Below are 25,345 nucleotides of genomic sequence, written 5' to 3'. Positions count from 1 at the left end.
GATGGCAATCTGGTTGACCAAGGACTCGAAGGTCATCGTCCAGGGGATGACCGGCTCCGAGGGCATGAAGCACACGAAGCGGATGCTCGCCGCCGGCACCACGGTCGTCGGCGGGGTCAACCCGCGCAAGGCCGGCCAGAAGGTCGCCTTCGACGGCACCGAGCTGCCGGTCTTCGCCAGCGTCGCGGACGCGATGGCGGAAACCGGGGCGGACGTCAGCGTCATCTTCGTACCGCCGCAGTTCACCAAGGGCGCGGTCGTCGAGGCGATCGACGCGGGTATCCCGCTCGCCGTGGTGATCACCGAGGGCGTGCCGGTGCACGACACCGCCGCGTTCTGGGCGTACAACGTGGCGCAGGGGGAGCGGACCCGGATCATCGGGCCGAACTGCCCGGGCATCGCCTCGCCGGGCGCCTCCAACGCGGGCATCATCCCCGCCGACATCACCGGCACCGGCCGGATCGGCCTGGTCAGCAAGAGCGGCACGCTGACCTACCAGATGATGTACGAGTTGCGTGACATCGGCTTCTCCACCTGTGTCGGCATCGGTGGTGACCCGGTCATCGGCACCACCCACATCGACGCGCTCGCGGCGTTCCAGGCGGACCCGGAGACCGACGCCATCGTGATGATCGGCGAGATCGGCGGCGACGCCGAGGAGCGGGCCGCCGAGTTCATCAAGGCCAACGTGACCAAGCCGGTGGTCGGCTACATCGCCGGTTTCACCGCGCCCCCCGGCAAGACGATGGGGCACGCCGGCGCGATCATCTCCGGCTCGGCCGGCACCGCCGAGGCGAAGAAGGCGGCGCTGGAGGCGGTCGGGGTGAAGGTCGGCAAGACGCCGAGCGAGACCGCCCGGCTGATGCGCGAGGTCATGTCCGGCAACTGAGTCGACAGACATGACGGACGGGGTGGTCGGCGCGGGCCGGCCACCCCGTCGTGTCCGCGGCCGTCGGGCCCCCGGCGGGCGTCGCGGCCCGGGTCGGGCCGGGGCGACGGCGGGGATGTGCGGCCGGCCGCTGTCGCCGGCCGGCGGTGGTCCGTACCGTGGTGTCGTGAACCGGCCCGTCCCGCCGCCGTGCCAGAGTAGGCGCTGATGCCACCCACCTCTGCTGACCGGCCCCGCCGTACCGACGCCTCGGGCGGCGTTCCGGACGTCGGACCGGAGACGTCGCCTGGGCCGGTTCCCGACCGGCGGGACGGGCTGGACCGCCCGGACGGGCGTGACCGGGCGGAGCGGCGGCGCCCCACACCCCGCCGGGCAACCCCCGGCGGCGGTCGGGTGCCCGCCCCCCGGCCGGGCGACGCCGCCCGGTCCGGAGAGGCCCGGCGGCCCGGCCGGGCCCCGCTGCCGGTCGCCGCCGCGGTCGCCACGCTCTGGGCGGCCGTCGTCTCCTACCTGCCGGTCGCGGTGGTCCTCGGGGTGGCCCGGTTCGCCGAGGACGCCGGCTCGATCGGCGCCGCCGCCCGACTCGGGCTGGCCGGCTGGCTGCTCGGACACGGCGTACCGCTGCAGACCGCCGCCGGGCCGTTCGGCCTGGCGCCGCTCGCCCTCGCCGTGCTCGCCGCGTGGCGGCTCGCCCAGGCCGGCGTACACGTCAGTCGTGCGGTCGGCGCCCGGCACCATCCGAACCTGGGCCGGGCGCTGATCGTCGCGGGCACGGTCGGGATCGGGTACGGCCTGCTCGGCGCACTCGCCGCGATCGCGCTCGGCGACGACGGGCCCACCGCCGCACCACTGCGGGCGCTGCTCACCCTGGCCACCTTCGGTACGCTCGCCGCCCTCGTCGGCGCGTTGCGGGCCACCGGCGCGCTGGGCCCACTGGCCCGTCGTACCCCGGCGGTGCTGCGGGACGGGGTACGCACCGGTGTCGTCGCGGCCTTCCTGCTGTTCGCGGCCGGTGCCGGCGTCGCCGGGCTGGCGGTGGCGACCGGTGGCGGCGAGGCCGGCGACATGATCGGGGCGTACCGGACCGGGGTGCTGGGCCAGGCGGGAATCACCCTGGTCAGCCTCGGCTACGCGCCGAACGCCGCGATCTGGGCGGCGAGTTTCCTGCTCGGGCCGGGATTCGCGGTCGGCACCGACACGGTGGTCCGGACCACCGAGGTGTCGATCGGGGCGCTGCCGGCCGTGCCCCTGTTCGCCGCGCTTCCCGAAGGGCCGCTCGGCGGGCTCGGCGGGGTGGTGCTCGCCGTACCGGTGCTGGCCGGCATGGGGGCCGGCTGGCTGCTCGCCCGTCGGATGCTGCTGACCGCCGCCGACCGGCACGCGTCGCCACCCGGCTGGTCCACCCTGCTCGGTGCGGCCGCGGTCGGTGGCCCGGTGGCCGGGGTGCTGATGGGCGGGGCGGCCTTCTTCTCCGGCGGCCCGCTCGGCGGCGGACGGCTCGCCGAGATCGGTCCCAGCTACTGGCAGGTGGCGGCCGGGGCGACGGTCGTGGTGCTGGTCGGCACCCTGATCGGCGCGGTGGCCAGCCGGGCGGTCACCCGTCGCTGAGTGTCGCGGCCTGCATCGAGGGCTCGGCGTCCCGGGCCGCCGGGTGTCGGGGCCGGCCGGGCGGGGCCATGCGCTGTCGAGCGCCGGGGCGGTGGCTTCCGGGCGGTGGCCGCGGGGACCGCGATCGACCGGGCGTGTCGCGAAAACGCCGAGGGGCGCCCCGGAGGTGCTCGGGACGCCCCGCTGGCGGAGTCACCGCCGGCTGACCCGCTGGTCAGCCGACCGGCACCGGTGCAGCCTGCTCAGGGCTGCCAGTAGAGACTGGCGTTGGCGACCGCGCCGTAGATCAGCGCCGCCGCGGCGAGCACGACGGCGAGGGAACCACAGATCAGCCCGGCGAGCGCCTGGCCCGAATTGCTGGCCTCACCCCGGCTGACCTTGCCCCGACCGAGGATGCCGAGCACGATCGCGGCGATGCCCCCGATGACCGACAGGGGACCGCAGCAGAACCCCAGGGGCAGCGAGACGATGCCGAGGATCATCGAGATCAGGCCGAGCGTGTTGTCCTGCCTGGTCGGCGTGCCGTACCCCGGACCGGGGTAGCCGGACGTCGAGCCGTACGGCTGCCCCGGCATCGCCTGCTGGCCGTACGGATCCTGGTACTGCGGCGGATACCCGGGCTGCCCCGTCGGCTGCTCGTACGGCTGCCCGGAGGTGGGCTGACCGTAGCTCGGCTGCTCGTACGGCTGTCCCGACGTGGGCTGCCCGTAGCCGGGCTGGCCGGAGGTCGGTGGCGCGTACGGGTCCTGCGGCTGTGGGGCGTACGGATCCGACGGGGGCTGTTGCGGCCCGTACGGGTCCTGGCCCGGGTAACCCGGCTGCATGGTGGAGAACTCCCTGTCCGGGGTGGGTCAGTAGGTCGACGCGGCGCCGGCGCCGCCGCCGACCATGCCCGCTGCGAAGGCGATGATGCAGCAGATCAGCCAGATGCCGATCCAGACGCAACCGATGATGATGGCGAGCTTCGACCACTTCTTCGACTCGGCGGCCGCCGCCTGGGCGCCGGCGAAGTCGCCCTGCTGCAGCAGCGGGTTGACCTTCGAGGCGGCCATGATGGCGGGGATCGCCAGCGGCCAGAAGAGGAAGATCGAGACGATCGACATCGTCATGTTGTTATCGATCTGTTGCGGCGGCTGTGAGGGGTAGCCAGGTTGCATTGGGTCCGAACTCCTCGATAATTGCACGTACCGCAGCGATGCGGTGACTGGGGGTTGAATTGCTCCGGGTGATCAGGCCCGTGAGCGACCGGGAGCGTACCTAATCAACGCAACGTCGGGGGGCGTTTCCCGAGTCCGACATGCCGCGCGCCGCGTGCCGCATGCCGAACGGTCCGCCCGCCCGTCGTCCTGCTCCGGTGTGACCTGTCGGGTCCGCGGCCGCGCCCCGGGGAAGCCGGCCTGAGCTGCCCGATAGGGTGCGGGGGTGACTGAGCCTGTGTCGCCGGCCCGCATCGTCGTCCTCGTCTCCGGTTCCGGAAGCAACCTGCAGGCGCTGCTGGACGCGTGCGCCGACCCCGGCTACGGCGTCCGGGTGGTGGCCGTCGGCGCCGACCGGGACAACATCGCCGGGCTCGACCGGGCCGCCGCCGCCGGCGTACCCACCTTCGTGGAACGTGTCCCGGCGCACCCGAGCCGCGAGGAGTGGGACCGGGCGCTCACCGCCCGGGTCGCCGAACACCGACCCGACCTGGTGGTCTCCGCCGGTTTCCTGAAGCTGGTCGGCCCGCACTTCCTGGCCGCGTTCGGCGACCGCTACGTCAACACCCACAACTCGCTGCTGCCGGCCTTCCCCGGCATCCACGGTCCACGCGACGCACTCGCGTACGGGGTGCGCCTGGCCGGCGCCACGCTCTTCTTCGTCGACGCCGGGGTGGACACCGGGCCGATCATCGCCCAGGTGGCGGTGCCGGTGCTCGACGACGACAACGAGGAATCCCTCACCGAACGGATCAAGGTGGCCGAGCGGCAGCAGCTCGTCACGTACGTCGGCCGGCTGGTCCGGGAGGGCTGGACGATCACTGGAAGGAAGGTCACGATCGGAGTGAGCGACACGAGTTCCGCGGCGGGGGAGCGGCGTCCGGTACGGCGCGCCCTGGTCAGCGTCTACGACAAGACCGGGCTGACCGAGCTGGCCCAGGCGCTGCACGCCGCCGGTGTCGAGATCGTCTCGACCGGCAGCACCGCCACGACCATCGAGAAGGCCGGCATCCCGGTCACCCCGGTCGAGGCGCTGACCGGGTTCCCGGAGACCCTGGACGGCCGGGTCAAGACGCTGCACCCGAAGGTGCACGCCGGCCTCCTGGCCGACCTGCGGTCGCCGCGGCACGCCGCCCAGCTCGACGAACTCGGCATCGCGCCGTTCGACCTGCTGGTGTCGAACCTCTACCCGTTCACCGAGACGGTCGCCTCCGGCGCCGACTTCGACCAGTGCGTCGAGCAGATCGACATCGGCGGGCCGGCGATGGTCCGGGCGGCCGCGAAGAACCACGCCTCGGTGGCGGTGGTGACCTCGGTGTCGGCGTACCCGACGGTGCTGGCGGCGCTGGCCGACGGCGGTTTCACCGCCGCCCAGCGGCGTGCCCTGGCCGCCCGCGCCTTCGCCGACATCGCCGAGTACGACGTGGCGGTGGCGAACTGGTTCGCGGTGCAGGCCGGGCCGACCGACCAGGAGTGGCCGCCGTTCGCCGGAATGGCGTTGACCGTCAGCACCCCGCTGCGGTACGGCGAGAACCCGCACCAGCAGGCGGCGCTCTACGTCGACCCGGCGGCCCCGGTCGGGCTGGCCCAGGCCGAGCAGCTGCACGGCAAGGAGATGTCGTACAACAACTACGTCGACGCGGACGCCGCCTGGCGGGCCGCGAACGACTTCGCCGACCAGCCGGCGGTGGCGATCATCAAGCACGCGAACCCGTGCGGTATCGCGGTCGGGGCCGACGTCGCCGAGGCGCACCGCAAGGCGCACGCCTGTGACCCCGTCTCCGCGTTCGGTGGGGTGATCGCGGTCAACCGGCCGGTCTCGGTGGCCCTCGCCGAGCAGGTCGCGGAGATCTTCACCGAGGTGGTCGTGGCGCCGGACTTCGAGCCGGGCGCGGTCGACGTACTGACCGGGAAGAAGAACATCCGGCTGCTCCGCGCGCCCGCCTGGGCGCCGCCGCCGGCCGAGTGGCGTCAGGTCAGCGGGGGCGTACTCGTGCAGCTGGCCGACCGGGTCGACGCCCCCGGCGACGACCCGGCCAACTGGCGCCTGGCCACCGGTACGCCGGTCGGCGACGACGTGCTGCGGGACCTTGTCTTCGCCTGGCGGGCGGTCCGCGCGGTGAAGAGCAACGCGATCCTGCTCGCCTCCGACGGGGCGACGGTCGGGGTCGGGATGGGACAGGTGAACCGGGTCGACTCGGCGCACCTCGCGGTGAACCGGGCCGGCGCCGACCGGGCCCGGGGTGCGGTGGCCGCCTCGGACGCGTTCTTCCCGTTCCCGGACGGGCTGCAGGTGCTGGCCGACGCCGGGGTACGCGCGGTTGTCCAGCCCGGCGGCTCGCTGCGCGACGAGGAGGTCGTCGCGGCGGCCCGGGACGCCGGCCTGACGATGTACTTCACCGGCACCCGGCACTTCTTCCACTGAGTTCGACGGCCCGGCCGGCGCGGTTGGTACGCGTCGGCCGGCGCCTCGCCCAGGGCCGGTCCGCCCGCCCTCCGGGGACCGCCCTCCCGGCGTCGGGACCTGGCACGGATCAGGTCGTGGCGGGCCGGCGCCGGCTCCGACCCGCCGTCAGAACGCCGAGATCGAGTCGGGGGCCCGTTCCCGGCGGGACAGCGTGCGTACCACGGCCAGCGGACCGTGCCGCCAGGTCGCGACCTGGGCGAGCAGCTGGATGGTCGCCTCCGTCGCCGCCGCCGGCATCGGCGGGGTCGGCAGGTCCAGGCTGACCGCGAGGTCGTCGGCGTGCACCACGAGTTCCATCACCCGGGTGAGCAGGAAGTCGTCGACCCGCAGCCCCCAGCGGCCGAAGTCGACGATCCGCGCGGCGGGTTGGGCGGGCACGGTCCGGCGCAGCTCGGCCAGGGCGGTGTCGACGGTGTCGGCGAGTTCGCCGGGGGTGGTCGTGGCGGCGGCCCGCTCACCTCGGGTCCGGATGTCGACGTTCTCCGGGCTGTCGACGCCCGAGGTGACCCAGGCGTTCCCGGTGTAGTGCGCCAGGATCGGGATGGCGCTGTCACCGGGTGGGGCCGCGAGCAGGTCCACGGTGTGGGTGATCTGGTTGGCGAGGTGGCGGGCCAGCCCGCCGGTGGTGAAGTCGGCCAGGGCGCTCGGGGCGGACCAGCGTTGCGTCAGCGCCGGTTCGCGGAACATCGGGGCGGCGGTCTCGGCGGCGGCGAGGAAGGCGTCTCGGATCACCAGGCGGAGGTTAGTCCGGCTGGCCGCACCGGTGGCCGTACCCCCGCCGCAGGTGTGTCGGTGCCGACAGGCGGCGACCGGGTCGTGGACCCGAGCCGGTGACGGCGAAGCGGCGGCCGCGCCCCGGGGAAGGGGGCGCGACCGCCGCGTGGCCGGGGGATCAGGCGACGACGTGCGTCTTCTGCTCCGCGAAGTGGCAGGCCGACGGGTGCGGGTCGGCGGCGCGCAGTTCCAGCTTCGGCTCCTCGGTGGCGCAGATGTCCTGCGCCTTCCAGCACCGGGTCCGGAACCGGCAGCCCGACGGCGGGTTCGCCGGCGACGGCACGTCGCCGTCCAGCCGGATGATCTCGCGGTGGGCGCGGGCCTTCGGGTCCGGCACCGGCACCGCCGACAGCAGCGCCTGGGTGTACGGGTGCGTCGGCCTCTCGTAGATCTCCTCCTCGGTACCGATCTCCACGATCTTCCCGAGGTACATCACCGCCACCCGGTCGGCGATGTGCCGCACCACCGACAGGTCGTGCGCGATGAAGATGTACGACAACCCCAGCTCGTCCTGCAACCCCTCCAGCAGGTTGATCACCTGGGCCTGGATCGACACGTCCAACGCCGACACCGGCTCGTCACAGACGATGATCTCCGGCTTCAACGCCAACGCCCGGGCGATCCCGATCCGCTGCCGCTGACCACCCGAGAACTGGTGCGGATACCGGTTGATGTGCTCCGGGTTCAGACCGACCAGTTCGAGCAGTTCCTGGACCCGCTGCCGGCGGGTGCCGCGCGGTGCCGCGTCGGGGTGGATGTCGAACGGCTCGCCGATGATGTCGCCGACCGTCATCCGTGGGTTCAGCGAGGTGTACGGGTCCTGCATCACCATCTGCACGTTGCGCCGCATCCGACGCAGCGCGGAGCCGGAGAGCGAGAACATGTCCCGCCCCTCCAGCAGGGCCTTGCCCGAGGTCGGGGTCTCCAGCCGCATCAGCAGCTTGGCGAGGGTGGACTTGCCGCAGCCGGACTCGCCGACGATGCCGAGGGTCTCGCCCCGCTTCAGGTCGAAGCTGACGCCGTCGACCGCCTTCACCGCGCCGATCTGCCGCTTGAAGACGATGCCCTGGGTGATCGGGAAGTGCTTGACGACGTTCTCGACCTGCAGCACGGTCTCGCCACGCTGCTTGGTGGCGGTGCCGGCGGCCGGTGTGGACGTGGTCCGGTCAGATGCGGCCATCGAGGACCTCCTCGGCGAAGTGGCAGGCGCTGGTCCGGTCGTTGCCGAGCTGGTGGACGGTCGGCACGACGTCGACGCACTCCTGCCGGGCGAACGGGCAGCGCGGGTGGAACGGGCAGCCGCTGGGGATCCGCATCAGGTTCGGCGGAAGCCCCTTGATGGTGGTGAGCTGCTGGCCCTTCAGGTCCAGCCGCGGAATCGACTCCAGCAGCCCCTTGGTGTACGGGTGCGCGGGCGCCTCGTACAGCGCGTGCACGTCGGCGTGTTCGACGATCCGGCCGGCGTACATGACGGCGATCCGGTCGGCCACGTCGGCGACCACCCCGAGGTCGTGGGTGATCAGGATCATCGCCATGTTGAGTTCCCGGCGCAGTTCACCGAGCAGGTCCATGATCTGGGCCTGCACGGTCACGTCGAGCGCGGTGGTCGGCTCGTCGGCGATCAGCACCGACGGGTCCTGGGCCAGCGCCATCGCGATCATGACGCGCTGCCGCATACCGCCGGAGAACTGGTGCGGGTAGTCGCGTACCCGCTCCCTCGCCGCGGGGATCTTGACCAGTTCCATCAGTTCGATGGCCCGGCGCCGGGCGTCGGCCCGGGAGAGCCCATCGCGCAGCCGCAGTGTCTCGCCGATCTGCCAGCCGACCGGGAAGACCGGGTTGAGCGCGGAGAGCGCGTCCTGGAAGATCATCGCGATCTGCTTGCCGCGTACCTTGCGCCGCTCGTCCTCGGGGAGGGTGAGCAGGTCGGTGCCGCGGTAGAGGATCTGGCCGTTCGGGATGACCGCCGGCGGCATGTCCAGGATGCCCATGATCGCCTGGGCGGTGACGGACTTGCCGGAGCCGGACTCGCCGAGCACGGCCAGGGTCTCCCCGGCGTCCAGGTGGTACGAGACGCCGTTGATCACCTTGGCCACGCCGTCCCGGGTGTGGAACTCGACGAACAGGTCGCGGACCTCGAGCAGGTGGCCGCCGTCGGCGCCGGTGGTGTCCCGGTCGGCGCGCGCGGTCCACTCGTCGCGGGTGACGGCCGCGCCGGCACTGTGCTTGCTCATGTGATCACCGCAGCTTCGGGTCGAAGGCGTCGCGGATCGCGTCGCCCAGCATGATGAAGGCCAGTACGGTCAGCGCGAGGAAGGTCGAGGGGACGATCAGCGGGACCGCCGACTCGCGCATGTGGGTCCGGCCGCTGTCGATGTCGATGCCCCACGAGATGGTCGGGGCCTTGAGGCCGATGCCGAGGAAGGAGAGGGTCGCCTCGGCGGCGATGAACGAGCCGAGCCCGATGGTGAGGACCACGATGACCGGGGCCAGCGAGTTCGGCAGGATGTGCCGCCACATGGTGCGGCCGTTGCCGGCGCCGAGCATCCGGGCCGCCGCCACGTAGTCCTGCTGCTTGGCGCTGATCACCGAGGAGCGGATGACCCGGGCGGCGGTGGTCCAGCCGAGGATCGCCAGGACGAAGACCACGGCCGCGATCCGGACGCTCGGGCTGTCGCTGCTGATCCGCTTGAGCAGCACGATCGCGGCGAGCAGCAGCGGGATGCCGAGAACGATGTCGATCACCCGGGACAGCGCGGCGTCGATCCAGCGGCCGAAGTAGCCGGCGAGCATGCCGACCACGATCGCGATGATCCCGGTGAGTACCGCGGAGAGCGCGCCGACCAGCAGGGAGGCGCGGGCGCCGTAGACGGACCGGGCGTAGACGTCGCAGCCCTGGAAGTCGTAGCCGAAGAGGGCGCCGCCGCCGGGTCCGGCGTGCTGGCGGCTCAGCGAGCAGTCCAGCGGGTCGTTCGAGGTGAACAGGCCGGGCACGATGGCCATCGCGGTCACCGCGAGGACCAGGATCAGCGACGCCCAGAAGATCGGGTTACGGCGAAGGTCGCGCCAGGCGTCGCCGGCCAGGCTGCGCGGCCGGGTGCTCGGGTCGGTGGTCTTGGTGACCTCGGCCGCACCCACGGTTTGTGCCTCGCTCATTTCAGTTCTTCCCTCACTCGTACCGGATGCGGGGGTCGAGGACCGCGTAGAGGACGTCCACCACGAGGTTCGACACCAGGTAGACCACGACCAGGACGCTGACCAGGCCGACCACCAGCGGGCCGTCCTCGGTGCGGATGCCGCGGAAGAGGTTGAAGCCGATGCCGGGGATGTTGAAGACACCCTCGGTGATGATCGCGCCGCTCATCAGGTTGCCCAGTTCGACGCCGAGGAACGTGATCACCGGGATCAGTGAGTTCCGCAGCACGTGCACGCTGACGATCCGCCGGGTCGGCAGGCCCTTGGCCCGCGCGGTCCGGACGTAGTCGGAGCGGAGGTTCTCGGCGATCGAGGTACGGGTCAGCCGCAGCGCCGTGGCCAGTGACAGGGAGCCGAGGACGAGCCCGGGTAGCAGCAGCGCGTAGAGGCTGGGCTGGGCGCCGGCGGTCGGCGGGAAGAGCGACAGCTTGACGCCGAGGAAGTACTGGGCGATCGGGGCCAGCACGATGGTGGGGATGCCAAGCACCAGCAGGGTCAGGCCCAGGGTGGCGTTGTCGAAGATGCCGCCCCGGCGCAGCCCGGCGATGACGCCGCAGGTGACGCCGAAGATGATCGCGACGAGCAGGGCGATGACCGCGAGCTTGGCGGTGACCGGCCAGGCCTGCGCCAGCATGTCGCTGATCTTGCGGCCGGTGAGCGACTCGCCGAGGTCGCCACGGAGCAGGTTGCCGATGTAGTCGAAGTAGCGGTAGAAGAAGCCGCCGATCCCGGTCTTGTCGAGGTGGAACTTCTCGGTCAGGTATGCCCGCTGCGCGTCGCTGACCGGGCGCTCACCGGCGAGGGCCTGGATGGGGTCGCCCTGTCCGGCGAACATCAGCGCGTAGACGATCAGTGTGGTCCCGAAGAAGGCCAGGACCATCTGGAGCAGGCGCCGCACGATGTAGCGGAACATACTTGCTTACTCTCCGTGGGGATGGCGATGCGGGGAGTGGTGCGCGGAGTTGTGGAACGGTCCGGGCCACCCAGGGGTCACCGGGTGGCCCGGACCGGGCCTTCGGGTCAGCTCAGCTGACAACCTCGATCTTGGTCATGTCGACGACCTGGAAGAGGTCGACCTCGACGTTCTTGACCTTGGTCGAGTGCGCGAAGACGTTCTGGCCGAAGCGCAGCGGGATCACCGGCATGTCCTTGGCCAGGATGTCCTCCGCCTGCTGGTACTTGGTGATCGCGGCCTCCGGCGTCGCGGCGGCGGCGCCCTCGGCAACCAGCTGGTCGAAGGTGGGGTTGCTGTAGCCGTAGTAGTTCGAGGAACCGTTGGTGGTGTACAGCGGCCCCAGGTAGTTCTCCATGGACGGGTAGTCCATCAGCCAGCCGAGCCGGATCAGGCCGACCGGCTGCTTGTTGTCGACCTTGGTGAGCAGGTCGGAGAACTTCGGCTCGGCGGTGCCGACGCAGTCCACGCCCAGGTTGGCCTTGAGCTGGTTGCAGGTCGCGTCCACCCAGTCCTTGTGCCCACCGTCACCGTTGTAGGTGATCTTGATCTGGGCCGGGCCGCCGGCGGCCTGGTACGCCGCCTTGGCCTTGGCCGGGTCGAACTCGCACGCCTCGCCGCAGGTGTTGTCGCGGTAGCCGGCGACCACCGGCGAGACGAACGAGCGGGCCGACACCTGCGAGTCCTTGAAGACCGACTTGATGATCTCGTCGCGGTCGATCGCCATCGAGATGGCCTTGCGGACCTCAGGCTTGCTGAATTCGTCCTGGTACGTCGGGAACCCGATGAACTGGAACGACGAGGCCGGGCTCTTCTGGAGCCGGTCGCCGAGGTCAGCCGCGGCGGTGCTCAGGTTCTCGGTCGGCACCGTGACGATCACATCGAGGTTGTCCGACTGCACGTCCGCGTACGCGGCGCTGAGCTGCTGGTAGATCCGGAACTCGGCGCCCTGGATCTTCGGCTTGTCGCCCGGGTACGCGTCGTACCGCTCGACCTCGATCTTGGCGTCGTGCTGCCAGGTGCCCTTCATCTTGAACGGGCCGTCGCCGATCGGGGCGTCCTCGAAGCCCTCCTTGATGACGCCGGGAGCGGAGAAGGCGGCCTGCGGCAGCGGGTAGAACGCGGTGTAACCGAGGATGGTCTTGAACTCGGTGTACGGCTTCGACAGCGTCACGGTGAAGGTCAGGTCGTCGACCTTCTTGAGACCGGTGAGGGTCTTGGCGGTCGGCTCCGGAGCCTTCTGCGGGCCCTCGCCGTCCGGGTCGGCCGGGTTGAGGGCGTCGTAGCCCTCGATCTTCTCGAAGAAGTACCCGTTGCCCTGGCCGTTCGGGCCGTACGCGCCGTAGTTCCAGGCGTTGATGTAGCTGTCCGCGGTCACCTTCTCGCCGTTGTGGAAGGTGAACCCGTCCTTCAGCTTGACCGTCCAGACCTTGTTGTCGCCGGAGGTGACCGACTCCGCGGCGACCTCGTACGGCTTGTTCTGGGCGTCGTACTTGACCAGCGGGGTGAACAGGGCCGAGAGGACCTGGTTGCCGCTCGACTCGTTCGTGTTGGTCGGAATCAGGTGCTGGGGTTCGCCGATCTGCACCGACACCACAGCATTCGCGTCGCTCTCCCCTGAACCGCCGCCGCCACAGGCCGCGAGGCCGAGGGTCGCGGCAAGGGGGAGGGCGGTCCAGGCAGCGAGCCTACGAACCTGCATTGAGCCTCCTCATCTCCTTACGTTGAGCAGTCGCTCCCATGGATGGGTGACGCTGAGCAACGCTCGGCAAAAGTAGGCCGCCCCTGGACTTCGGGCCAAACTGGATGATTACGAGTAAGTAACACAGCGGGCTTGCAGCGCTTGCACATACTGGCGCTGAGCTGCTATAGCGTCCGGCCTGCTGATCATGTGCGTATTTGGTCATCCAGCCCATAACGCTCTGAAAGTGGATCACTTTCCAGGTCGGCTCGGGCGTCCGTACGCCTGTCGCTTTGTCCGGTATACCCCCTACCACCGGATGCGCAGTGTGCAATTTTCCACAAATTCTTACCGAGAGTGACTAACAACACGGTTACGTTGAGTTATCGTCTGGTGCTGGTCGGCCGGATGACCCGGGGCTGACCGACCGGCCGACCCGCCCGCCGACCAGCCGGGTGGCGGCTCGGTCCGCGGGTCGGCCGTGAGACGATCTGGGGCGTGACGGCCACCCTTCTCGACGGAAAAGCCACTGCGGCACAGATCAAGGACGAACTGCGCAACCGGGTCAAGACGCTGGCCGACCGGGGTGTCGTACCCGGCCTCGGCACGGTGCTGGTCGGCAACGACCCCGGCTCCGAGGCGTACGTCAACGGCAAGCACCGGGACTGTGCCGAGGTCGGCATCGCCTCCATCCGGCGGGAACTGCCGACCGACACCGGCCAGGAGGAGCTGGAGGCGGTCCTCGCCGAGCTCAACGCCGACCCGGCCTGCCACGGCTACATCGTGCAGCTGCCGCTGCCGGCACACCTGGACACCCAGCGGGTGCTGGAACTGATCGACCCGGAGAAGGACGCGGACGGACTGCACCCGGTCAACCTCGGCCGGCTCGTGCTCGGCTACCCCGGTCCGCTGCCCTGCACCCCGCGCGGCATCGTCGAGCTGCTGCGCCGGCACGACGTACCGCTGCGCGGCGCCGAGGTGGCGGTGGTCGGCCGGGGCAACACCGTCGGCCGGCCGCTGGGCCTGCTGCTGACCCGGCGCAGCGAGAACGCCACGGTGACCCTCTGCCACACCGGCACCCTGGACCTCTCGGCGCACACCCGGGCGGCCGACATCGTCATCGTCGCGGCGGGGGTTCCGGGGCTGCTCACCGCCGACATGGTCCGGCCGGGCGCGGCGGTGGTCGACGTCGGCATCACCCGGGTGATCGGCCCGGACGGCAAGGGCCGGTACACCGGCGACGTCGACCCCGAGGTCGCCGAGGTGGCCGGCAGCATCGCGCCGATGCCCGGCGGGGTGGGTCCGATGACCCGGGCGATGCTGCTGACCAACGTCGTCGAACGCGCCGAGGCGATCGTGGCGGCGGCCGGCGCGGCATAACCCGCCCGGTCGACCCCGCCCGCCAATGGCCCGGGCGTCCGGCCGGCCCCGCCTGCCCGGCGGCGCGGGCGTCCGGGTAGGGGTGGACGCGAACGGAATCCGCCCCTGGCCGGAACTGGGCCGCCGTGGCTGATACCGTCCGGAAATAACCCGACCGGTATCAGAGAGTGGGACGACCATGGGCAAAAAGGTCACCGTCGTCGGCGCCGGCTTCTACGGCTCCACGACCGCGCAGCGCCTCGCGGAGTACGACGTCTTCGACACGGTCGTGATCACCGACATCATCGAGGGCAAGCCCGAGGGCCTCGCGCTCGACCTCAACCAGTCCCGGCCGATCGAGGGCTTCGAGACCAGGGTCGTCGGTGTGACGACCGGCAAGGGCGGCGAGGGTTACGAGGCCATCGAGGGCTCCGACGTGGTGGTGATCACCGCAGGGCTGCCGCGCAAGCCGGGGATGAGCCGGATGGACCTGCTGGAGACCAACGCCAAGATCGTGCGGCAGGTCGCCGAGAACGTCGCCAAGTACGCCCCGAACGCCGTCGTCATCGTCGTCTCCAACCCGCTGGACGAGATGACCGCGCTCGCGCAGATCGCCACCCAGTTCCCGAAGAACCGGGTGCTCGGCCAGGCCGGCATGCTCGACACCGCCCGGTTCAGCAACTTCGTGGCCGAGGCGCTCTCGGTGCCGGTGGCCTCGGTGAAGACCCTGACCCTCGGCTCGCACGGCGACACCATGGTGCCGGTGCCGTCCCGCAGCACCGTCGACGGCAAGCCGCTGCGCGAGGTGATGCCGGCCGAGCAGATCGAGGAGCTGGTCGTCCGGACCCGCAACGGCGGCGCCGAGGTGGTCGCGCTGCTCAAGACCGGTTCGGCGTACTACGCCCCGTCGGCCGCCGCCGCGCGGATGGCCCGGGCCGTCGCCACCGACTCCGGCGAGGTCATGCCGGTCTGCGCCTGGGTCGACGGCGAGTTCGGCATCTCCGGCGTCTACCTCGGGGTCGAGGCTGAGATCGGGCGCGACGGCGTACGCCGGATCGTGGAGACCCCGCTGGACGCCGACGAGATCGCGAGCCTGAAGGCCGCGGCCGAGGCGGTACGCGCGAAGCAGGGCGACATCGCGAACATGTGAGCCGTCCCGCACCCGACAGGTGTGCACGAGGGCCCCTTCCTGCGCGGTGGTTTCTAGGGTTGCCGCGACAGGAAGGGGCCCTCGCCCTACATCTGGTCGTTGTCGACGGGGTAGGTGGGACCGGTGGCGATCCGGGCCCGGGTCGCGGCGGTGACCGCGGGCGACTCCTGGCTGGCGACCGAGACGCCCGGGGCACCGGCGAGGACGACAAACTCGGCGGCGGTCCGGACCGTGGCGGTGGGCGCCCAGACGGTGTCCACCAGTCGGAGCGAGCTGAGCATCCGCTCCGGCGTCACGTCGCAGACGACGTACCCGCGCTGGTTGTCGATGTACTTCCAGTGCGGGCTCTCCGCCATGATCGGGTCGTACGTCCGGTGGAAGCCTGCGGTGTCCGGGTTGCCGCCGGAGGTGATCGACGTACCGGTGATCTCGGCGGCGACCACCGGCGAGGCCGGGTCGTCGAAGTCCGGCCGCAGGTCGCAGACCCAGGTGCAGTGCCGGTCCCCGGTGAGGACCACCGGGTTGTCGACCTGCCCGGAGCCGAAGAACTCCAGCAGGCGGCGGCGCTGCACCCGGTAGCCGTCCCAGTTGTCGAGGTCGTAGGTCCGCTCCGGCCCGGCCTGGCGGTCGTTGGAGGCCCACATCACCTGGTTGGCCAGCAGGTTCCACCGGCTGCCGGACGAGCGCAGCCCCTGCACCAGCCAGTGTTCCTGTTCCGGCCCGGTCATCGACAGCTCCGGGTTCATCGCCTCGGCCAGCGTCGCCGGCTGGTCGCTGCGGTACTGCCGGGTGTCCAGCACGTGCACGCTGGCCAGGTCGCCGAAGCGCAGCCGCCGGTAGAGGCGGATGTCCAGCCCGCGCGGCAGGGCCGAGCGGCGCAGCGGCATGTTCTCGTAGTACGCCTGGAAGGCCGCCCGACGGCGGGCCCGGAACGCCTCCGGGGTCTGCTGGGCCGGATCCTGCGGGATCTCGTCGGCCCAGTTGTTGTCCAGTTCGTGGTCGTCGAAGGTGACGATCCACGGGAACGCGGCGTGCGACGCCTGCAGGTCCGGGTCGGTCTTGTACTGGGCGTGCCGGTTGCGGTAGTCGACCAGCGAGTACGGCTCGTCGGTCCCCTCGTGCACCCGGTAGGCGGCGGTGTTCGGCCGGTTCTCGTAGATGTAGTCGCCGAGGAAGGCGACGAACGCCAGGTCCTCGCCGGCCAGGTGCCGGTGCGCGGTGTACGCCCCGGCCTGGAAGTCCTGGCAGCTGGCGAAGGCGAAGCGGAGGTGCCGGGTGTGGGCGTGGTCGGCGGGGGCGGTGCGGGTCCGACCGACCGGGGAGATCTCCTGGCCGGCCCGGAACCGGTAGAAGTACTCCCGGTCCGGGTCGAGCCCGGCGACCTCGACGTGCACCGAGTGCCCGAGGTCGGGATGGGCGGTCGCGGCGCCCCGGTGCCGGATCCGCCGGAAGCGGCTGTCCTCGGCGACCTCCCACCGCACCCGCACCGGGCGGTCCGGCATGCCGCCGCCGGCCAGCGGCTGCGGGGCGAGCCGGGTCCAGAGCACCACGCCGTCCGGCAGCGGGTCACCGGAGGCGACGCCGAGGGTGAAGAGGTTGGCCGGCAGCGGGGCGCCGGCGGTGGACGGGATGTGCGCGGCGGCACCGTCGGGGGTCAGCAGCATCGGTCCGACCACAAGACCGGCGGTCGCGGCACCGGCGGCCGAGACGAAACGTCGACGGCTGAACGGGTACGGAGAAGTCATGCATCGACGATCATGGCTGGCGGGCGAACGGGGCCACCCACGACAATTGGCCTGAAGTGGTATTACAGCAGAACGAACGGTGTACTCAGGTGCGGCGTGCCGAGGAAGGCCGCCGGCCGGCCGGCCAACCGGGTCAGCAGGGTCCGCCGGGACCGCCGGGCGACGTCCGGGTCCTCCTCGTGGGCGTACGTCAGCTCCGGCGCGACCAGCTGCACGGCGTGCACCAGCAGGTCGCCGGTGATCAGCAGGTCCTCGTCGGCGGTCTCCACCAGCACCGACTGGTGGCCGGGGGTGTGCCCCGGGGTGGCGAGCAGTCGTACCCCGGGGGTGAGCTGGTGGTCGCCGTCGACGGCGTGCAGCTGCCCGGTGGCGGTCAGCGGGTCGAGCAGGTAGCCGGCCAGCCCGGCCGCCCCCTGTCCCCGGATGCTCTCGATCTCGGCCCGTTGCAGCAGGTAACGGGCGTTGCGGAAGCACGGCGCCGGCGCCTCTCCGGCCCCGTCCGGCCCGCCGGTGACCGCCCCGCCGACGTGGTCACTGTGCTTGTGGGTGAGGACCACGGTGTCGACCTCGTCCGGGCTGATCCCGGCGGCGGCCAGTGACTCCGGAAGCCGGCCCGGCACCGGTGCCCAGCTGCCCGCCGGCGCGTCCGCCGGGCCGATGCCGGCGTCGACCAGGATGACCCGGCCGGCGTCCGGGCCGTCGTCGTACCGGATCGCGAAGCAGCGGAACGAGAGCCGCCAGCGACCGTCCGGGGTGATCGCCGCCGGGTCGCGCTCGTCGGCCTGCCGCCAGTGTGCGGCGGTCGCGTCCGGGAACGCCTCCTCCCGGGGCTGGAAGAAGACCCCCTCGGCGTCCGGCAGTGCGATGACGGTCACGGATCCGAGCGCCCGGCTGATCATCATGCCGGGCAGTGTAAGGGCCTTCGGAGCGGGCCAGTACGCTCGTACTGCTAGAGCATGTGTCCCGGAGAGGAGCGCCGGCCGATGGCGAAGATCAAGGTTACGAACCCGGTGGTGGAAATCGACGGCGACGAGATGACCCGGATCATCTGGAAGCAGATCCGCGAGCAGTTGATCCTGCCGTACCTCGACGTCGACCTGCACTACTACGACCTCGGCATCCAGCACCGCGACGACACCGACGACCAGGTGACGATCGACGCGGCGAACGCGATCAAGCAGCACGGTGTGGGCGTGAAGTGCGCCACCATCACCCCGGACGAGGCCCGGGTCGAGGAGTTCGGCCTCAAGAAGATGTGGCGTTCGCCGAACGGCACCATCCGGAACATCCTCGGCGGCGTGGTCTTCCGCGAGCCGATCATCATGTCGAACGTGCCGCGGCTCGTACCGGGCTGGACCAAGCCGATCATCATCGGCCGGCACGCGCACGGTGACCAGTACAAGGCCACCGACTTCGTGGTGCCGGGACCGGGCACGGTGACCATCACCTACACCCCGACCGACGGCGGTGCCCCGGTCGAGATGGAGGTCGCCAACTTCCCCGGCGGCGGCGTCACCATGGGGATGTACAACTTCGACGACTCGATTCGGGACTTCGCCCGGGCCTCGTTCCGGTACGGACTGGACCGTGGCTACCCGGTCTACCTGTCGACGAAGAACACCATCCTCAAGGCGTACGACGGCCGCTTCAAGGACATCTTCGCGGAGGTCTTCGAGGCCGAGTTCAAGGCCGACTTCGACGCCGCCGGGATCACCTACGAGCACCGGCTGATCGACGACATGGTCGCCGCCGCGCTGAAGTGGGAGGGCGGCTTCGTCTGGGCCTGCAAGAACTACGACGGTGACGTGCAGTCCGACACCGTGGCGCAGGGCTTCGGCTCGCTGGGCCTGATGACGTCGGTGCTGATGACCCCGGACGGCCGTACGGTCGAGGCCGAGGCGGCGCACGGCACGGTCACCCGGCACTACCGGCAGTGGCAGAAGGGCGAGAAGACCTCGACCAACCCGATCGCCTCGATCTACGCCTGGACCCGGGGCCTGGCCCACCGGGGCAAGCTGGACAACACCCCGGCGGTCACCGAGTTCGCCAACACCCTCGAGCAGGTGGTCGTCGAGACCGTCGAGGGTGGCCAGATGACCAAGGACCTGGCGCTGCTCATCTCCCGGGACGCCCCGTGGCTGACCACCGACGAGTTCATGGCCACCCTGGACAGCAACCTGGCCCGGAGGCTTGCCGCCTGAGTTGAACGGCAGAAAAGGGGCCCTTTGGATATGAAGGGCCCCTTTTTGTCGTCCCGTCGCCGTCACCGGCCCGCGACCTGGGTCGTTGGACAGGCTGGACGTGATGCCAGTCGCGTCCAGGAAGACCGGCCCGGTCGAGGCCGCCGCGAGAGGCCCGTACCGGTAGGAACGGTCTTCCCGGCTGTTGCGCACAGCCGGCCGTCCCTTCCCTGCGGGGGGCCCTGTCCCGGGCCCCCCGCGCCCTCATGTCCGGCCATCGCCCACTCCCGCTGTCGGTCTCACTCCGCCTCGACGGGGTCGAGGCGTACCCGACCGTCCTCGGTGACCTGCCAGCCGGGATTGAAGGCGACCTCCCAGAGCAGGTCGTTCGGATCGGCGAAGTAGCCGTGGTAACCGCCGAAGGCGGCCCGCCGGGCCGGCTTGACGATCGTCGCGCCGGCCTCGGCCGCCCGGCCCAGCACCCGGTCGACCTCCTCGGTGCTCGCCACGTTGTGCGACAGGGTGAAACCGGTCGGCGCGGTCGCCACCGCCGACCCCGAACCGAGATCGTTGGCGAGGTCGGCGGCGAACGCGTCCGCCTCGAAAAAGCCGAGCACCACCCCGGGCGCCACCTGGAAGAAGAGGATCTCGTCCGGTACGTCGAGGGTCGGTGTCCAGCCGAGCGCGTCGACGTAGAACCGCCGGGCCCGGTCGAGATCCCGGGTAGCGACCGTCATGAAATGTACGCGTTGCTCCATGGACGACTATTTTGTCAGGTTGGCTCGCCCGCCTGGTGCTGTCGCGCCAACCCGGCAACCGACGGTCAGGCCAGCTTCCGGACCTCGTTCCAGCCGCCGTCGAAGATGAACGTGTCGGTCTGGGTCAACACGATCGTGATCAGCTCTCGGCCCGGATCGGTGAACCAGCCGGTGCCGTAACCGCCGGTCCAGCCGTACGCGGGTGGCGCCGCCCGGTCCGGCCCGATGTCGACCGCCAGACCGTAGCCCCAGCCGCGGCCGTCGAGCACCGGAACCGCCGCCGCGGTGATCTGCTCCGGGGTCAGGTGATTGGTGGTCATCCGGGCGACCGACTCCTCGGAGAGCAGTCGTACCCCACCGTGCACACCCCGGTTGCGGAGCAGGCGGGCGAAGGCCAGGTAGTCCACGGCGGTGGAGACCAGCCCGGACGCGCCGGCCGGGAACGTCGGCGGAATCCCCCACCGCTGCGGCCCGGAGATCGTCCGCGCCACCAGCCCGCCGGTCTCCGGGTCTTTTGTGTAGTGGCCCGCCAACCGGTCCAACTGGGCCGCCGGCACGGAGAACCCGGTGTCGACCATGCCCAGCGGGGCGAAGATCCGGTCCCGGAGGAGATCCGGCAGCGGCTGCCCGGCGGCCCGGGCGACCAGGACGCCGAGCACCTGCCCGGCCGTGTCGTACTGCCAGTGGAGGCCGGGCTGGTGCATCAGCGGCAGTGTGCCGAATCTGCGGAGCCACTCGTCGGGTGTCAGCGCGGCCGGCGGGTCGGGCGGCCCGATCGCCAGCCCCAACTTCTCGGTGGCGGTGACGATCGGGAACGCGGGCTGGAACTCCGGCTCGAAGATCATCCCGTGCCCGATCCGGTACGTCAGCACGTCCTCGACGGTTGTCGGACGGTCCGCCGCCACCGTGTCGTCGAGCGGACCGTCGAGCCGGCGCAACACCCGGCGGCCGGCCAACTCCGGCAACAACCTGTCGACCGGTTCGGTCAGGTCGAGCCGGCCCTCCTCGACAAGCATCATCGCGACCGTGGCGACCACCGGTTTGGTCATCGAGGTGATCCGGAAGAGAGTGTCGGGCCGCATCGGCGCCGTACCGTCCACGGTCAGCGTGCCGATCGGCTGGACCCGTACCTCGTCGGCGCGGGCGGTCAGCAGCACCAGGCCGGGCAGCTCACCCCGGGCCACCCGGAGCGCCAACGTCTCGGAGAGCCGGTCCGACCCGGCGGAGGCAACGGTTCCAGTCATCCGGGCAATCTACGGCCCACCTCCGACAGCGCCGGCCCGGCGGCCGGGCTCAGCCGGCGTCGCGGAGCATCGCCGCCGCCCGCTCCGGCGCCACGTCGTTGATGAACACCCCCATCGCCGACTCCGAACCGGCCAGGTACTTCAGCTTGTCCGCCGCCCGCCGGATGCTGAACAGCTGCAGGTGCAGGTGGCTCAGGCCCGGCTCGGCGTGCACCGGCGCCTGGTGCCAGGCCGAGACGTACGGCATCGGCCGGTCGAAGAGCCGGTCGAGGCGGCGCAGCACGTCCAGGTAGAGCGGGCCGAAGGCGTCCCGTTCGGCGTCGTCCAGGGCCGGGATGTCCGGCACCGCCCGGTGCGGCGCCACGTGCACCTCGAACGGCCAGCGGGCGGCCGCCGGCACGTACGCCGTCCAGTGCTCGTTCTCGGCGACCACCCGCTCCCCGGCGGCCCGCTCGGCGGCCAGCACGTCGGCGTAGAGGTTCCGGCCACCGGTACGCTCCGCGTGCCGGCGCGCCGCGGCCAGCATCGCCTGCGTCCGGGGCGGCAGGAACGGGTACGCGTAGATCTGGCCGTGCGGGTGGTGCAGGGTCACCCCGATCTCCACCCCCCGGTTCTCGAAGCAGAAGACCTGCTCCACCCCGGGCAGCCCGGACAACGCGGCGGTCCGGTCGGCGAGCGCGTCCAGCACGGTCCGGACCCGCGACGGCGGCAGGGTGCCGAACGAGGCGTGGTGGTCGGCGGTGAAGCAGACCACCTCGCACCGCCCGGTCCCCGGCCGGACCGGGGTGTACGGGGTCAGCTGTCCCGGCGGGTCGCCGGGCCGGTCGCTGAACGACGGGAACCGGTTCTCGAAGACCGCCACGTCGTAGTCGTACGCCGGGATCTCGCTGGACCGTTCCGGGGTCGACGGACAGAGTGGACACTGGTCGCTCGGCGGCAGGAAGATCCGGCCCTGCCGGTGCGCCGCCACCGCCACCCACTCGTCGACCAGCGGGTCGTAGCGGAGTTGGGAGGCGGGCGGCGGGAGCGGCAGGTCCCGCCGGTCCGGACCCTCCCGGACGGCGTCGTCCCGCTCGTCGAAGTAGATCAGCTCGCGTCCGTCGGCGAGCTTCACACTTGTGCGTTTCATCGTCCCACCTCAGCCAGGACCAGTTGGGTCACGTGTTCGCGCAGCGTCCGCCGGGCCGCCTCGGGCAGCCCGTCGTCGCAGACCACGGTGTGCGCGTCGGTCAGCGGGGCGATCGAGGAGATCCCGACGGTGCCCCACTTGGTGTGGTCGGCGAGCACCACCAGCCGCTCCGCCGCGTCGACCAGGGCCCGGTCGGTCTCCGCCTCCAGCAGGTTCGGGGTGCTGAAGCCGGCCCGCTCGGTCATCCCGTGCACGCCGAGGAAGACCAGGTCCAGGTGCAGTGACCGGATCGCGGCGACCGCCACCGGTCCGACCAGCGCGTCCGACGGGGTGCGTACCCCGCCGGTGAGGATCACCGTCTGGTCCGAGCGGCCGGACCGGTGCAGGATCTCGGCGACCGGGATCGAGTTGGTCACCACGGTCAGCCCGGCGATCCCGGCCAGCCGGTGGGCGAGTTCGGCGGTGGTCGTACCGGCGGAGAGCGCGACCGCCATCCCCGGGGTGACCAGACCGGCGGCCAGCCGCGCGATGGCGGCCTTCTCCGCCCGCTGCCGGACCGACTTGGCCGCGAAGCCCGGCTCGTCGGTCGCGCCGGGCGGGGCGGTGGTCGCCCCGCCGTGCACCTTTTCCAGCAGCCCTCGTTCGGCGAGCACGTCCAGGTCACGGCGGATGGTCATGTCGGAGACCCCGAACTCGGCGGCGAGTTCGCTGACCCGGACCCCGCCGGTGGCCCGGACCCGCTGCAGGATCGCCTCCTGGCGCTGCTGGGCCAGCATCAGCCCACCTCCCCGGTGGTGGTCGGCACGGCCCGCCGGTGCCCGGCGGTGGCGCCTCGTCCGGCGGTCACGCCGGTCCCTCGGCGAGCACCACGGCCCCACCGGCCCCGACCGGGGTCGGCCCGGCGTGCCGCAGGCCGGTGAGCAGGTCGACCCCGCCCGCGTCGACCTCCGTCGGCCGATCGCCGTGGTTGAACAGGAAGAGGTACGACCGTCCGTCGGCGTGCCGGCGCCGGACCGCCTCCACGTCCGGCGGCACGGACACCGGCGGGCGGACCCCCGCCTCGGCGGCGATCCGGGCGAGCAGTCGACCCAGGGTGGGGTCGTCGGGTCGGGTGCCCAGGTACCAGGCCGGGCCGCCGGCGGTGTCCCGCCGGGTCACCGCCGGCGCACCGGAGACCGGGCCGTCGGCGTACCGGGCCCGCACCTCGGCGTCCGGCGCGGCCAGCAGTTCGGTCCAGACGGCACCGGTGGCGCCGTCGTCGGGCCCGACCGTGCCGTCGGCCACTTCGGGGCGCAGCGTGCCGGCGGCGGCTTCGAGCCGCACCGTGGTGCCGGCCGGCAGCGGGAAGAACTCCTCGACCCGGATGCCGAGCAGGTCGGCGAAGGCACCGGGCAGCGGTGCCGGCCGGACCCGGTCGTACTCGTCCACCAGACCGCTGTACGCGCCGACGACGAGGGTGCCGCCGCCGGCGACGTACCCGGTCAGGTTGGTCACGGCGGCGTCGGGTACCGCGTACAGCGCGGGGGCGACCACCAGCCGGTAGCGGTCCAGGTCGGCGTCGGGCGCGGCGAGGTCGGCGGTGATCCCGGCCCGCCACAGCGCGCTGTGCCAGCGGCGGATCTCGTCGAAGGCGACCATGTCCACGCTCGGCTGGTTCGGCGCCTCCTGGGCCCAGACGCTGCCGTAGTCGAGCAGTACCGCCACCTCGGCCTCGGTCCGGGACCCCTCGATCCGGGCCAGCGCCCGCAGGTGCCCGCCGAGCGCCACCACCTCGCGCCAGATCTTCGAGTCGGTGCCGGCGTGCGGCAGCATCGCCGAGTGCCACTTCTCGGAGCCGGCCCGGCTGGCCCGCCACTGGAAGTAGAGCGCGCCCTCCGAGCCCCGGGCGACGTGCGCCAGCGCGTCCCGGACCAGCTGGCCGGCCGGCTTGGCCAGGTTGCGCGGCTGCCAGTTGACCGCGCTCGTGGAGTGCTCCATCAGCAGCCACGGCCCGCCGGCCAGCGACCGGCTCAGGTCGGCGGCGAAGGCGATCTGGGCCGGCGCCTCCAGCGGGTGCTCGCCGAGCAGGTAGTGGTCGTTGGAGAGCAGTCGGTCCGGGCCGGTCATCTCCCGCCCCCAGGCCCAGTAGTCCAGGTTGACGCAGCTGCCGGTCATCAGGTTGGTGGTCACCGGTACGCCGGGGGAGAGCCGGTGCAGGACGTCCCGTTCGGCGACGAAGTTGGCCAGGTGCTCGTCCGAGCTGAACCGCTTGAAGTCCAGCAGCTGCCCCGGGTTTGACGAGGTCGGGGTGGCCCGGGGTGGCTGCACCTGGGCCCAGTCGGTGTACGTCTGCGACCAGAACGCCGTACCCCAGGCCGCGTTGAGCCCGTCGAGGTCGCCGTAGCGGGCCCGCAGCCAGCTCCGGAAGGCGGCGGCGGAGGTGTCGCACCAGCAGTGCGGGTTGTGGCAGGCGTACTCGTTGTGCACGTGCCAGACGGCGAGCGCCGGATGGTCGGCGTACCGCCGGGCGAGCTGCTCGGTCAGGTCCAGGGCGGCCCGCCGGTACGTCGGCGAACTCGGGCAGATCGCCTGCCGGCTGCCGTACGTCAACCGGCGTCCGTCGGCGTCGACCGGCAGCGTCTCCGGGTGGGCGTACGAGAACCAGGGCGGCGGGGAGGCGGTGGCGGTGGCCAGGCAGACCCGGATTCCGCCCTCGTGCAGCCCGTCCATGATCCGGTCGAGCCGGTCGAAGGTGTAGGCGCCCGGCGCCGGTTCCAGCCAGGCCCAGCCGAAGACGGCGACGGTGACCAGGTTGACCCCGGCCTCGCGCATCAGCGCCACGTCCTGCGGCCAGATCTCCTCCGGCCACTGCTCCGGGTTGTAGTCGCCGCCGTAGCTGAGGCCGGAGACCCTTGGCACCAGACGTCCCACGCCCTACCCCCGCACTCGCTCGCACGAAATCCAACAGATCTGCACACTATCGCTCAGCGTCGGGTGCGAGAAAGAGCCCCTTCCGGTCGGACCGGGCGGCAGCCGGTG

At 71.6% G+C, this 25,345-nt stretch carries 21 protein-coding genes; 6 read left to right on the top strand and 15 right to left on the bottom strand.

What is annotated here, in order from left to right:
- The first annotated feature begins 1 nt into the window (after position 1).
- Together sucD and ABGB21_RS09520 are read left to right on the top strand one after the other, a co-directional pair.
- On the top strand, positions 2 to 889 hold the full coding sequence (gene sucD, locus ABGB21_RS09525; protein ID WP_347653405.1) for a succinate--CoA ligase subunit alpha: 888 nt from the start codon (positions 2 to 4) through the stop codon (positions 887 to 889).
- A gap of 207 nt (positions 890 to 1,096) precedes the next feature.
- The gene (locus ABGB21_RS09520) at positions 1,097 to 2,497 is read left to right on the top strand and encodes a DUF6350 family protein (protein ID WP_347677364.1); all 1,401 of its coding nucleotides are present in this window, start codon (positions 1,097 to 1,099) and stop codon (positions 2,495 to 2,497) included.
- Positions 2,498 to 2,739: 242 nt separating this feature from the next.
- On the opposite strand, the gene ABGB21_RS09515 is transcribed toward ABGB21_RS09520, so the two are convergent.
- Together ABGB21_RS09515 and ABGB21_RS09510 are read right to left on the bottom strand one after the other, a co-directional pair.
- Entirely contained in the window at positions 2,740 to 3,321 is a 582-nt protein-coding gene (locus ABGB21_RS09515) for a DUF4190 domain-containing protein (RefSeq protein WP_347653407.1), read from the bottom strand.
- A gap of 27 nt (positions 3,322 to 3,348) precedes the next feature.
- Positions 3,349 to 3,606 (bottom strand): CD225/dispanin family protein, encoded by a 258-nt coding sequence (locus tag ABGB21_RS09510; protein WP_347677362.1) that lies wholly within the window; start codon positions 3,604 to 3,606, stop codon positions 3,349 to 3,351.
- 313 nt (positions 3,607 to 3,919) lie between these two features.
- Between ABGB21_RS09510 and purH the strand changes: the two genes are divergently transcribed.
- Positions 3,920 to 6,118, top strand: a complete 2,199-nt coding sequence (gene purH / locus ABGB21_RS09505; protein WP_347653409.1) for a bifunctional phosphoribosylaminoimidazolecarboxamide formyltransferase/IMP cyclohydrolase — start codon at positions 3,920 to 3,922, stop codon at positions 6,116 to 6,118.
- 147 nt (positions 6,119 to 6,265) lie between these two features.
- On the opposite strand, the gene ABGB21_RS09500 is transcribed toward purH, so the two are convergent.
- The 6 genes from ABGB21_RS09500 to ABGB21_RS09475 all read right to left on the bottom strand — a co-directional run bounded on the left by ABGB21_RS09500 (position 6,266) and on the right by ABGB21_RS09475 (position 12,783).
- Positions 6,266 to 6,892 (bottom strand): maleylpyruvate isomerase N-terminal domain-containing protein, encoded by a 627-nt coding sequence (locus tag ABGB21_RS09500; protein ID WP_347653410.1) that lies wholly within the window; start codon positions 6,890 to 6,892, stop codon positions 6,266 to 6,268.
- A 160-nt stretch (positions 6,893 to 7,052) separates the two neighbouring features.
- A complete protein-coding gene (locus ABGB21_RS09495) occupies positions 7,053 to 8,114 on the bottom strand; it encodes a dipeptide ABC transporter ATP-binding protein (RefSeq protein WP_347677360.1) in 1,062 nt (353 codons plus the stop codon).
- A complete protein-coding gene (locus ABGB21_RS09490) occupies positions 8,101 to 9,168 on the bottom strand; it encodes an ABC transporter ATP-binding protein (protein WP_347651333.1) in 1,068 nt (355 codons plus the stop codon). Before ABGB21_RS09490 ends, ABGB21_RS09495 begins: the two co-directional genes overlap by 14 nt.
- Positions 9,169 to 9,172: 4 nt before the next feature.
- Positions 9,173 to 10,090 carry an ABC transporter permease gene (locus ABGB21_RS09485; protein ID WP_347651332.1) on the bottom strand — a complete coding sequence of 306 codons (918 nt, stop codon included), beginning with the start codon at positions 10,088 to 10,090 and terminating at the stop codon, positions 9,173 to 9,175.
- A gap of 13 nt (positions 10,091 to 10,103) precedes the next feature.
- Positions 10,104 to 11,042 (bottom strand): ABC transporter permease, encoded by a 939-nt coding sequence (locus ABGB21_RS09480; RefSeq protein ID WP_347651331.1) that lies wholly within the window; start codon positions 11,040 to 11,042, stop codon positions 10,104 to 10,106.
- Positions 11,043 to 11,154: 112 nt separating this feature from the next.
- Positions 11,155 to 12,783, bottom strand: a complete 1,629-nt coding sequence (locus ABGB21_RS09475) for an ABC transporter substrate-binding protein (RefSeq protein WP_347651330.1) — start codon at positions 12,781 to 12,783, stop codon at positions 11,155 to 11,157.
- 477 nt (positions 12,784 to 13,260) lie between these two features.
- Here ABGB21_RS09475 and ABGB21_RS09470 point away from each other — a divergent pair, with 477 nt between their 5' ends.
- Positions 13,261 to 14,142, top strand: coding sequence for a bifunctional methylenetetrahydrofolate dehydrogenase/methenyltetrahydrofolate cyclohydrolase (locus tag ABGB21_RS09470; protein ID WP_347677358.1), 882 nt, complete (start codon positions 13,261 to 13,263; stop codon positions 14,140 to 14,142).
- 178 nt (positions 14,143 to 14,320) lie between these two features.
- Complete coding sequence (mdh, locus tag ABGB21_RS09465) at positions 14,321 to 15,271, top strand: malate dehydrogenase (RefSeq protein WP_347677356.1); 951 nt, start codon at positions 14,321 to 14,323, stop codon at positions 15,269 to 15,271.
- Positions 15,272 to 15,357: 86 nt separating this feature from the next.
- Here the strand turns inward: mdh and ABGB21_RS09460 are convergent, their stop codons facing one another.
- A complete protein-coding gene (locus ABGB21_RS09460; RefSeq protein WP_347677354.1) occupies positions 15,358 to 17,016 on the bottom strand; it encodes an alkaline phosphatase D family protein in 1,659 nt (552 codons plus the stop codon).
- 62 nt (positions 17,017 to 17,078) lie between these two features.
- A complete protein-coding gene (locus tag ABGB21_RS09455) occupies positions 17,079 to 17,918 on the bottom strand; it encodes an MBL fold metallo-hydrolase (RefSeq protein ID WP_347651326.1) in 840 nt (279 codons plus the stop codon).
- Between the two features lie 81 nt (positions 17,919 to 17,999).
- Here ABGB21_RS09455 and ABGB21_RS09450 point away from each other — a divergent pair, with 81 nt between their 5' ends.
- Positions 18,000 to 19,217: an NADP-dependent isocitrate dehydrogenase gene (locus tag ABGB21_RS09450; RefSeq protein WP_347651325.1), complete on the top strand. Its 1,218-nt coding sequence runs from the start codon at positions 18,000 to 18,002 to the stop codon at positions 19,215 to 19,217.
- A 278-nt stretch (positions 19,218 to 19,495) separates the two neighbouring features.
- On the opposite strand, the gene ABGB21_RS09445 is transcribed toward ABGB21_RS09450, so the two are convergent.
- The 5 genes from ABGB21_RS09445 to ABGB21_RS09425 form a co-directional block, all read right to left on the bottom strand.
- A complete protein-coding gene (locus ABGB21_RS09445) occupies positions 19,496 to 19,954 on the bottom strand; it encodes a VOC family protein (RefSeq protein WP_347651324.1) in 459 nt (152 codons plus the stop codon).
- Positions 19,955 to 20,019: 65 nt separating this feature from the next.
- Positions 20,020 to 21,198 carry a serine hydrolase domain-containing protein gene (locus tag ABGB21_RS09440; RefSeq protein WP_347651323.1) on the bottom strand — a complete coding sequence of 393 codons (1,179 nt, stop codon included), beginning with the start codon at positions 21,196 to 21,198 and terminating at the stop codon, positions 20,020 to 20,022.
- Positions 21,199 to 21,247: 49 nt separating this feature from the next.
- A complete protein-coding gene (gene galT, locus ABGB21_RS09435) occupies positions 21,248 to 22,327 on the bottom strand; it encodes a galactose-1-phosphate uridylyltransferase (RefSeq protein WP_347651322.1) in 1,080 nt (359 codons plus the stop codon).
- Positions 22,324 to 23,103, bottom strand: a complete 780-nt coding sequence (locus ABGB21_RS09430) for a DeoR/GlpR family DNA-binding transcription regulator (protein ID WP_347651321.1) — start codon at positions 23,101 to 23,103, stop codon at positions 22,324 to 22,326. The genes galT and ABGB21_RS09430 overlap by 4 nt, the downstream gene beginning before the upstream one ends.
- Before the next feature lie 67 nt (positions 23,104 to 23,170).
- Positions 23,171 to 25,225, bottom strand: a complete 2,055-nt coding sequence (locus ABGB21_RS09425; protein ID WP_347677352.1) for a beta-galactosidase — start codon at positions 25,223 to 25,225, stop codon at positions 23,171 to 23,173.
- Positions 25,226 to 25,345: the final 120 nt, after the last annotated feature.

The organism is Plantactinospora sp. B24E8 (assembly GCF_039871735.1).
GTDB lineage: Bacteria > Actinomycetota > Actinomycetes > Mycobacteriales > Micromonosporaceae > Plantactinospora.
The sequence above is the reverse complement of the archived record's forward strand: the minus strand, read 5'-3'. Positions and strand labels throughout refer to the sequence as shown.

Coding starts and splice junctions, on each gene's coding strand:
- sucD (WP_347653405.1), top strand. CDS start 2: ATGGCAATCTGGTTGACCAAGGACTCGAAGGTCATCGTCCAGGGGATG.
- ABGB21_RS09520 (WP_347677364.1), top strand. CDS start 1,097: ATGCCACCCACCTCTGCTGACCGGCCCCGCCGTACCGACGCCTCGGGC.
- ABGB21_RS09515 (WP_347653407.1), bottom strand. CDS start 3,321: ATGCAGCCGGGTTACCCGGGCCAGGACCCGTACGGGCCGCAACAGCCC.
- ABGB21_RS09510 (WP_347677362.1), bottom strand. CDS start 3,606: ATGACGATGTCGATCGTCTCGATCTTCCTCTTCTGGCCGCTGGCGATC.
- ABGB21_RS09495 (WP_347677360.1), bottom strand. CDS start 8,114: ATGGCCGCATCTGACCGGACCACGTCCACACCGGCCGCCGGCACCGCC.
- ABGB21_RS09490 (WP_347651333.1), bottom strand. CDS start 9,168: ATGAGCAAGCACAGTGCCGGCGCGGCCGTCACCCGCGACGAGTGGACC.
- ABGB21_RS09485 (WP_347651332.1), bottom strand. CDS start 10,090: ATGAGCGAGGCACAAACCGTGGGTGCGGCCGAGGTCACCAAGACCACC.
- ABGB21_RS09480 (WP_347651331.1), bottom strand. CDS start 11,042: ATGTTCCGCTACATCGTGCGGCGCCTGCTCCAGATGGTCCTGGCCTTC.
- ABGB21_RS09475 (WP_347651330.1), bottom strand. CDS start 12,783: ATGCAGGTTCGTAGGCTCGCTGCCTGGACCGCCCTCCCCCTTGCCGCG.
- mdh (WP_347677356.1), top strand. CDS start 14,321: ATGGGCAAAAAGGTCACCGTCGTCGGCGCCGGCTTCTACGGCTCCACG.
- ABGB21_RS09460 (WP_347677354.1), bottom strand. CDS start 17,016: ATGACTTCTCCGTACCCGTTCAGCCGTCGACGTTTCGTCTCGGCCGCC.
- ABGB21_RS09455 (WP_347651326.1), bottom strand. CDS start 17,918: ATGATGATCAGCCGGGCGCTCGGATCCGTGACCGTCATCGCACTGCCG.
- ABGB21_RS09450 (WP_347651325.1), top strand. CDS start 18,000: ATGGCGAAGATCAAGGTTACGAACCCGGTGGTGGAAATCGACGGCGAC.
- ABGB21_RS09445 (WP_347651324.1), bottom strand. CDS start 19,954: ATGGAGCAACGCGTACATTTCATGACGGTCGCTACCCGGGATCTCGAC.
- ABGB21_RS09440 (WP_347651323.1), bottom strand. CDS start 21,198: ATGACTGGAACCGTTGCCTCCGCCGGGTCGGACCGGCTCTCCGAGACG.
- galT (WP_347651322.1), bottom strand. CDS start 22,327: ATGAAACGCACAAGTGTGAAGCTCGCCGACGGACGCGAGCTGATCTAC.
- ABGB21_RS09430 (WP_347651321.1), bottom strand. CDS start 23,103: ATGCTGGCCCAGCAGCGCCAGGAGGCGATCCTGCAGCGGGTCCGGGCC.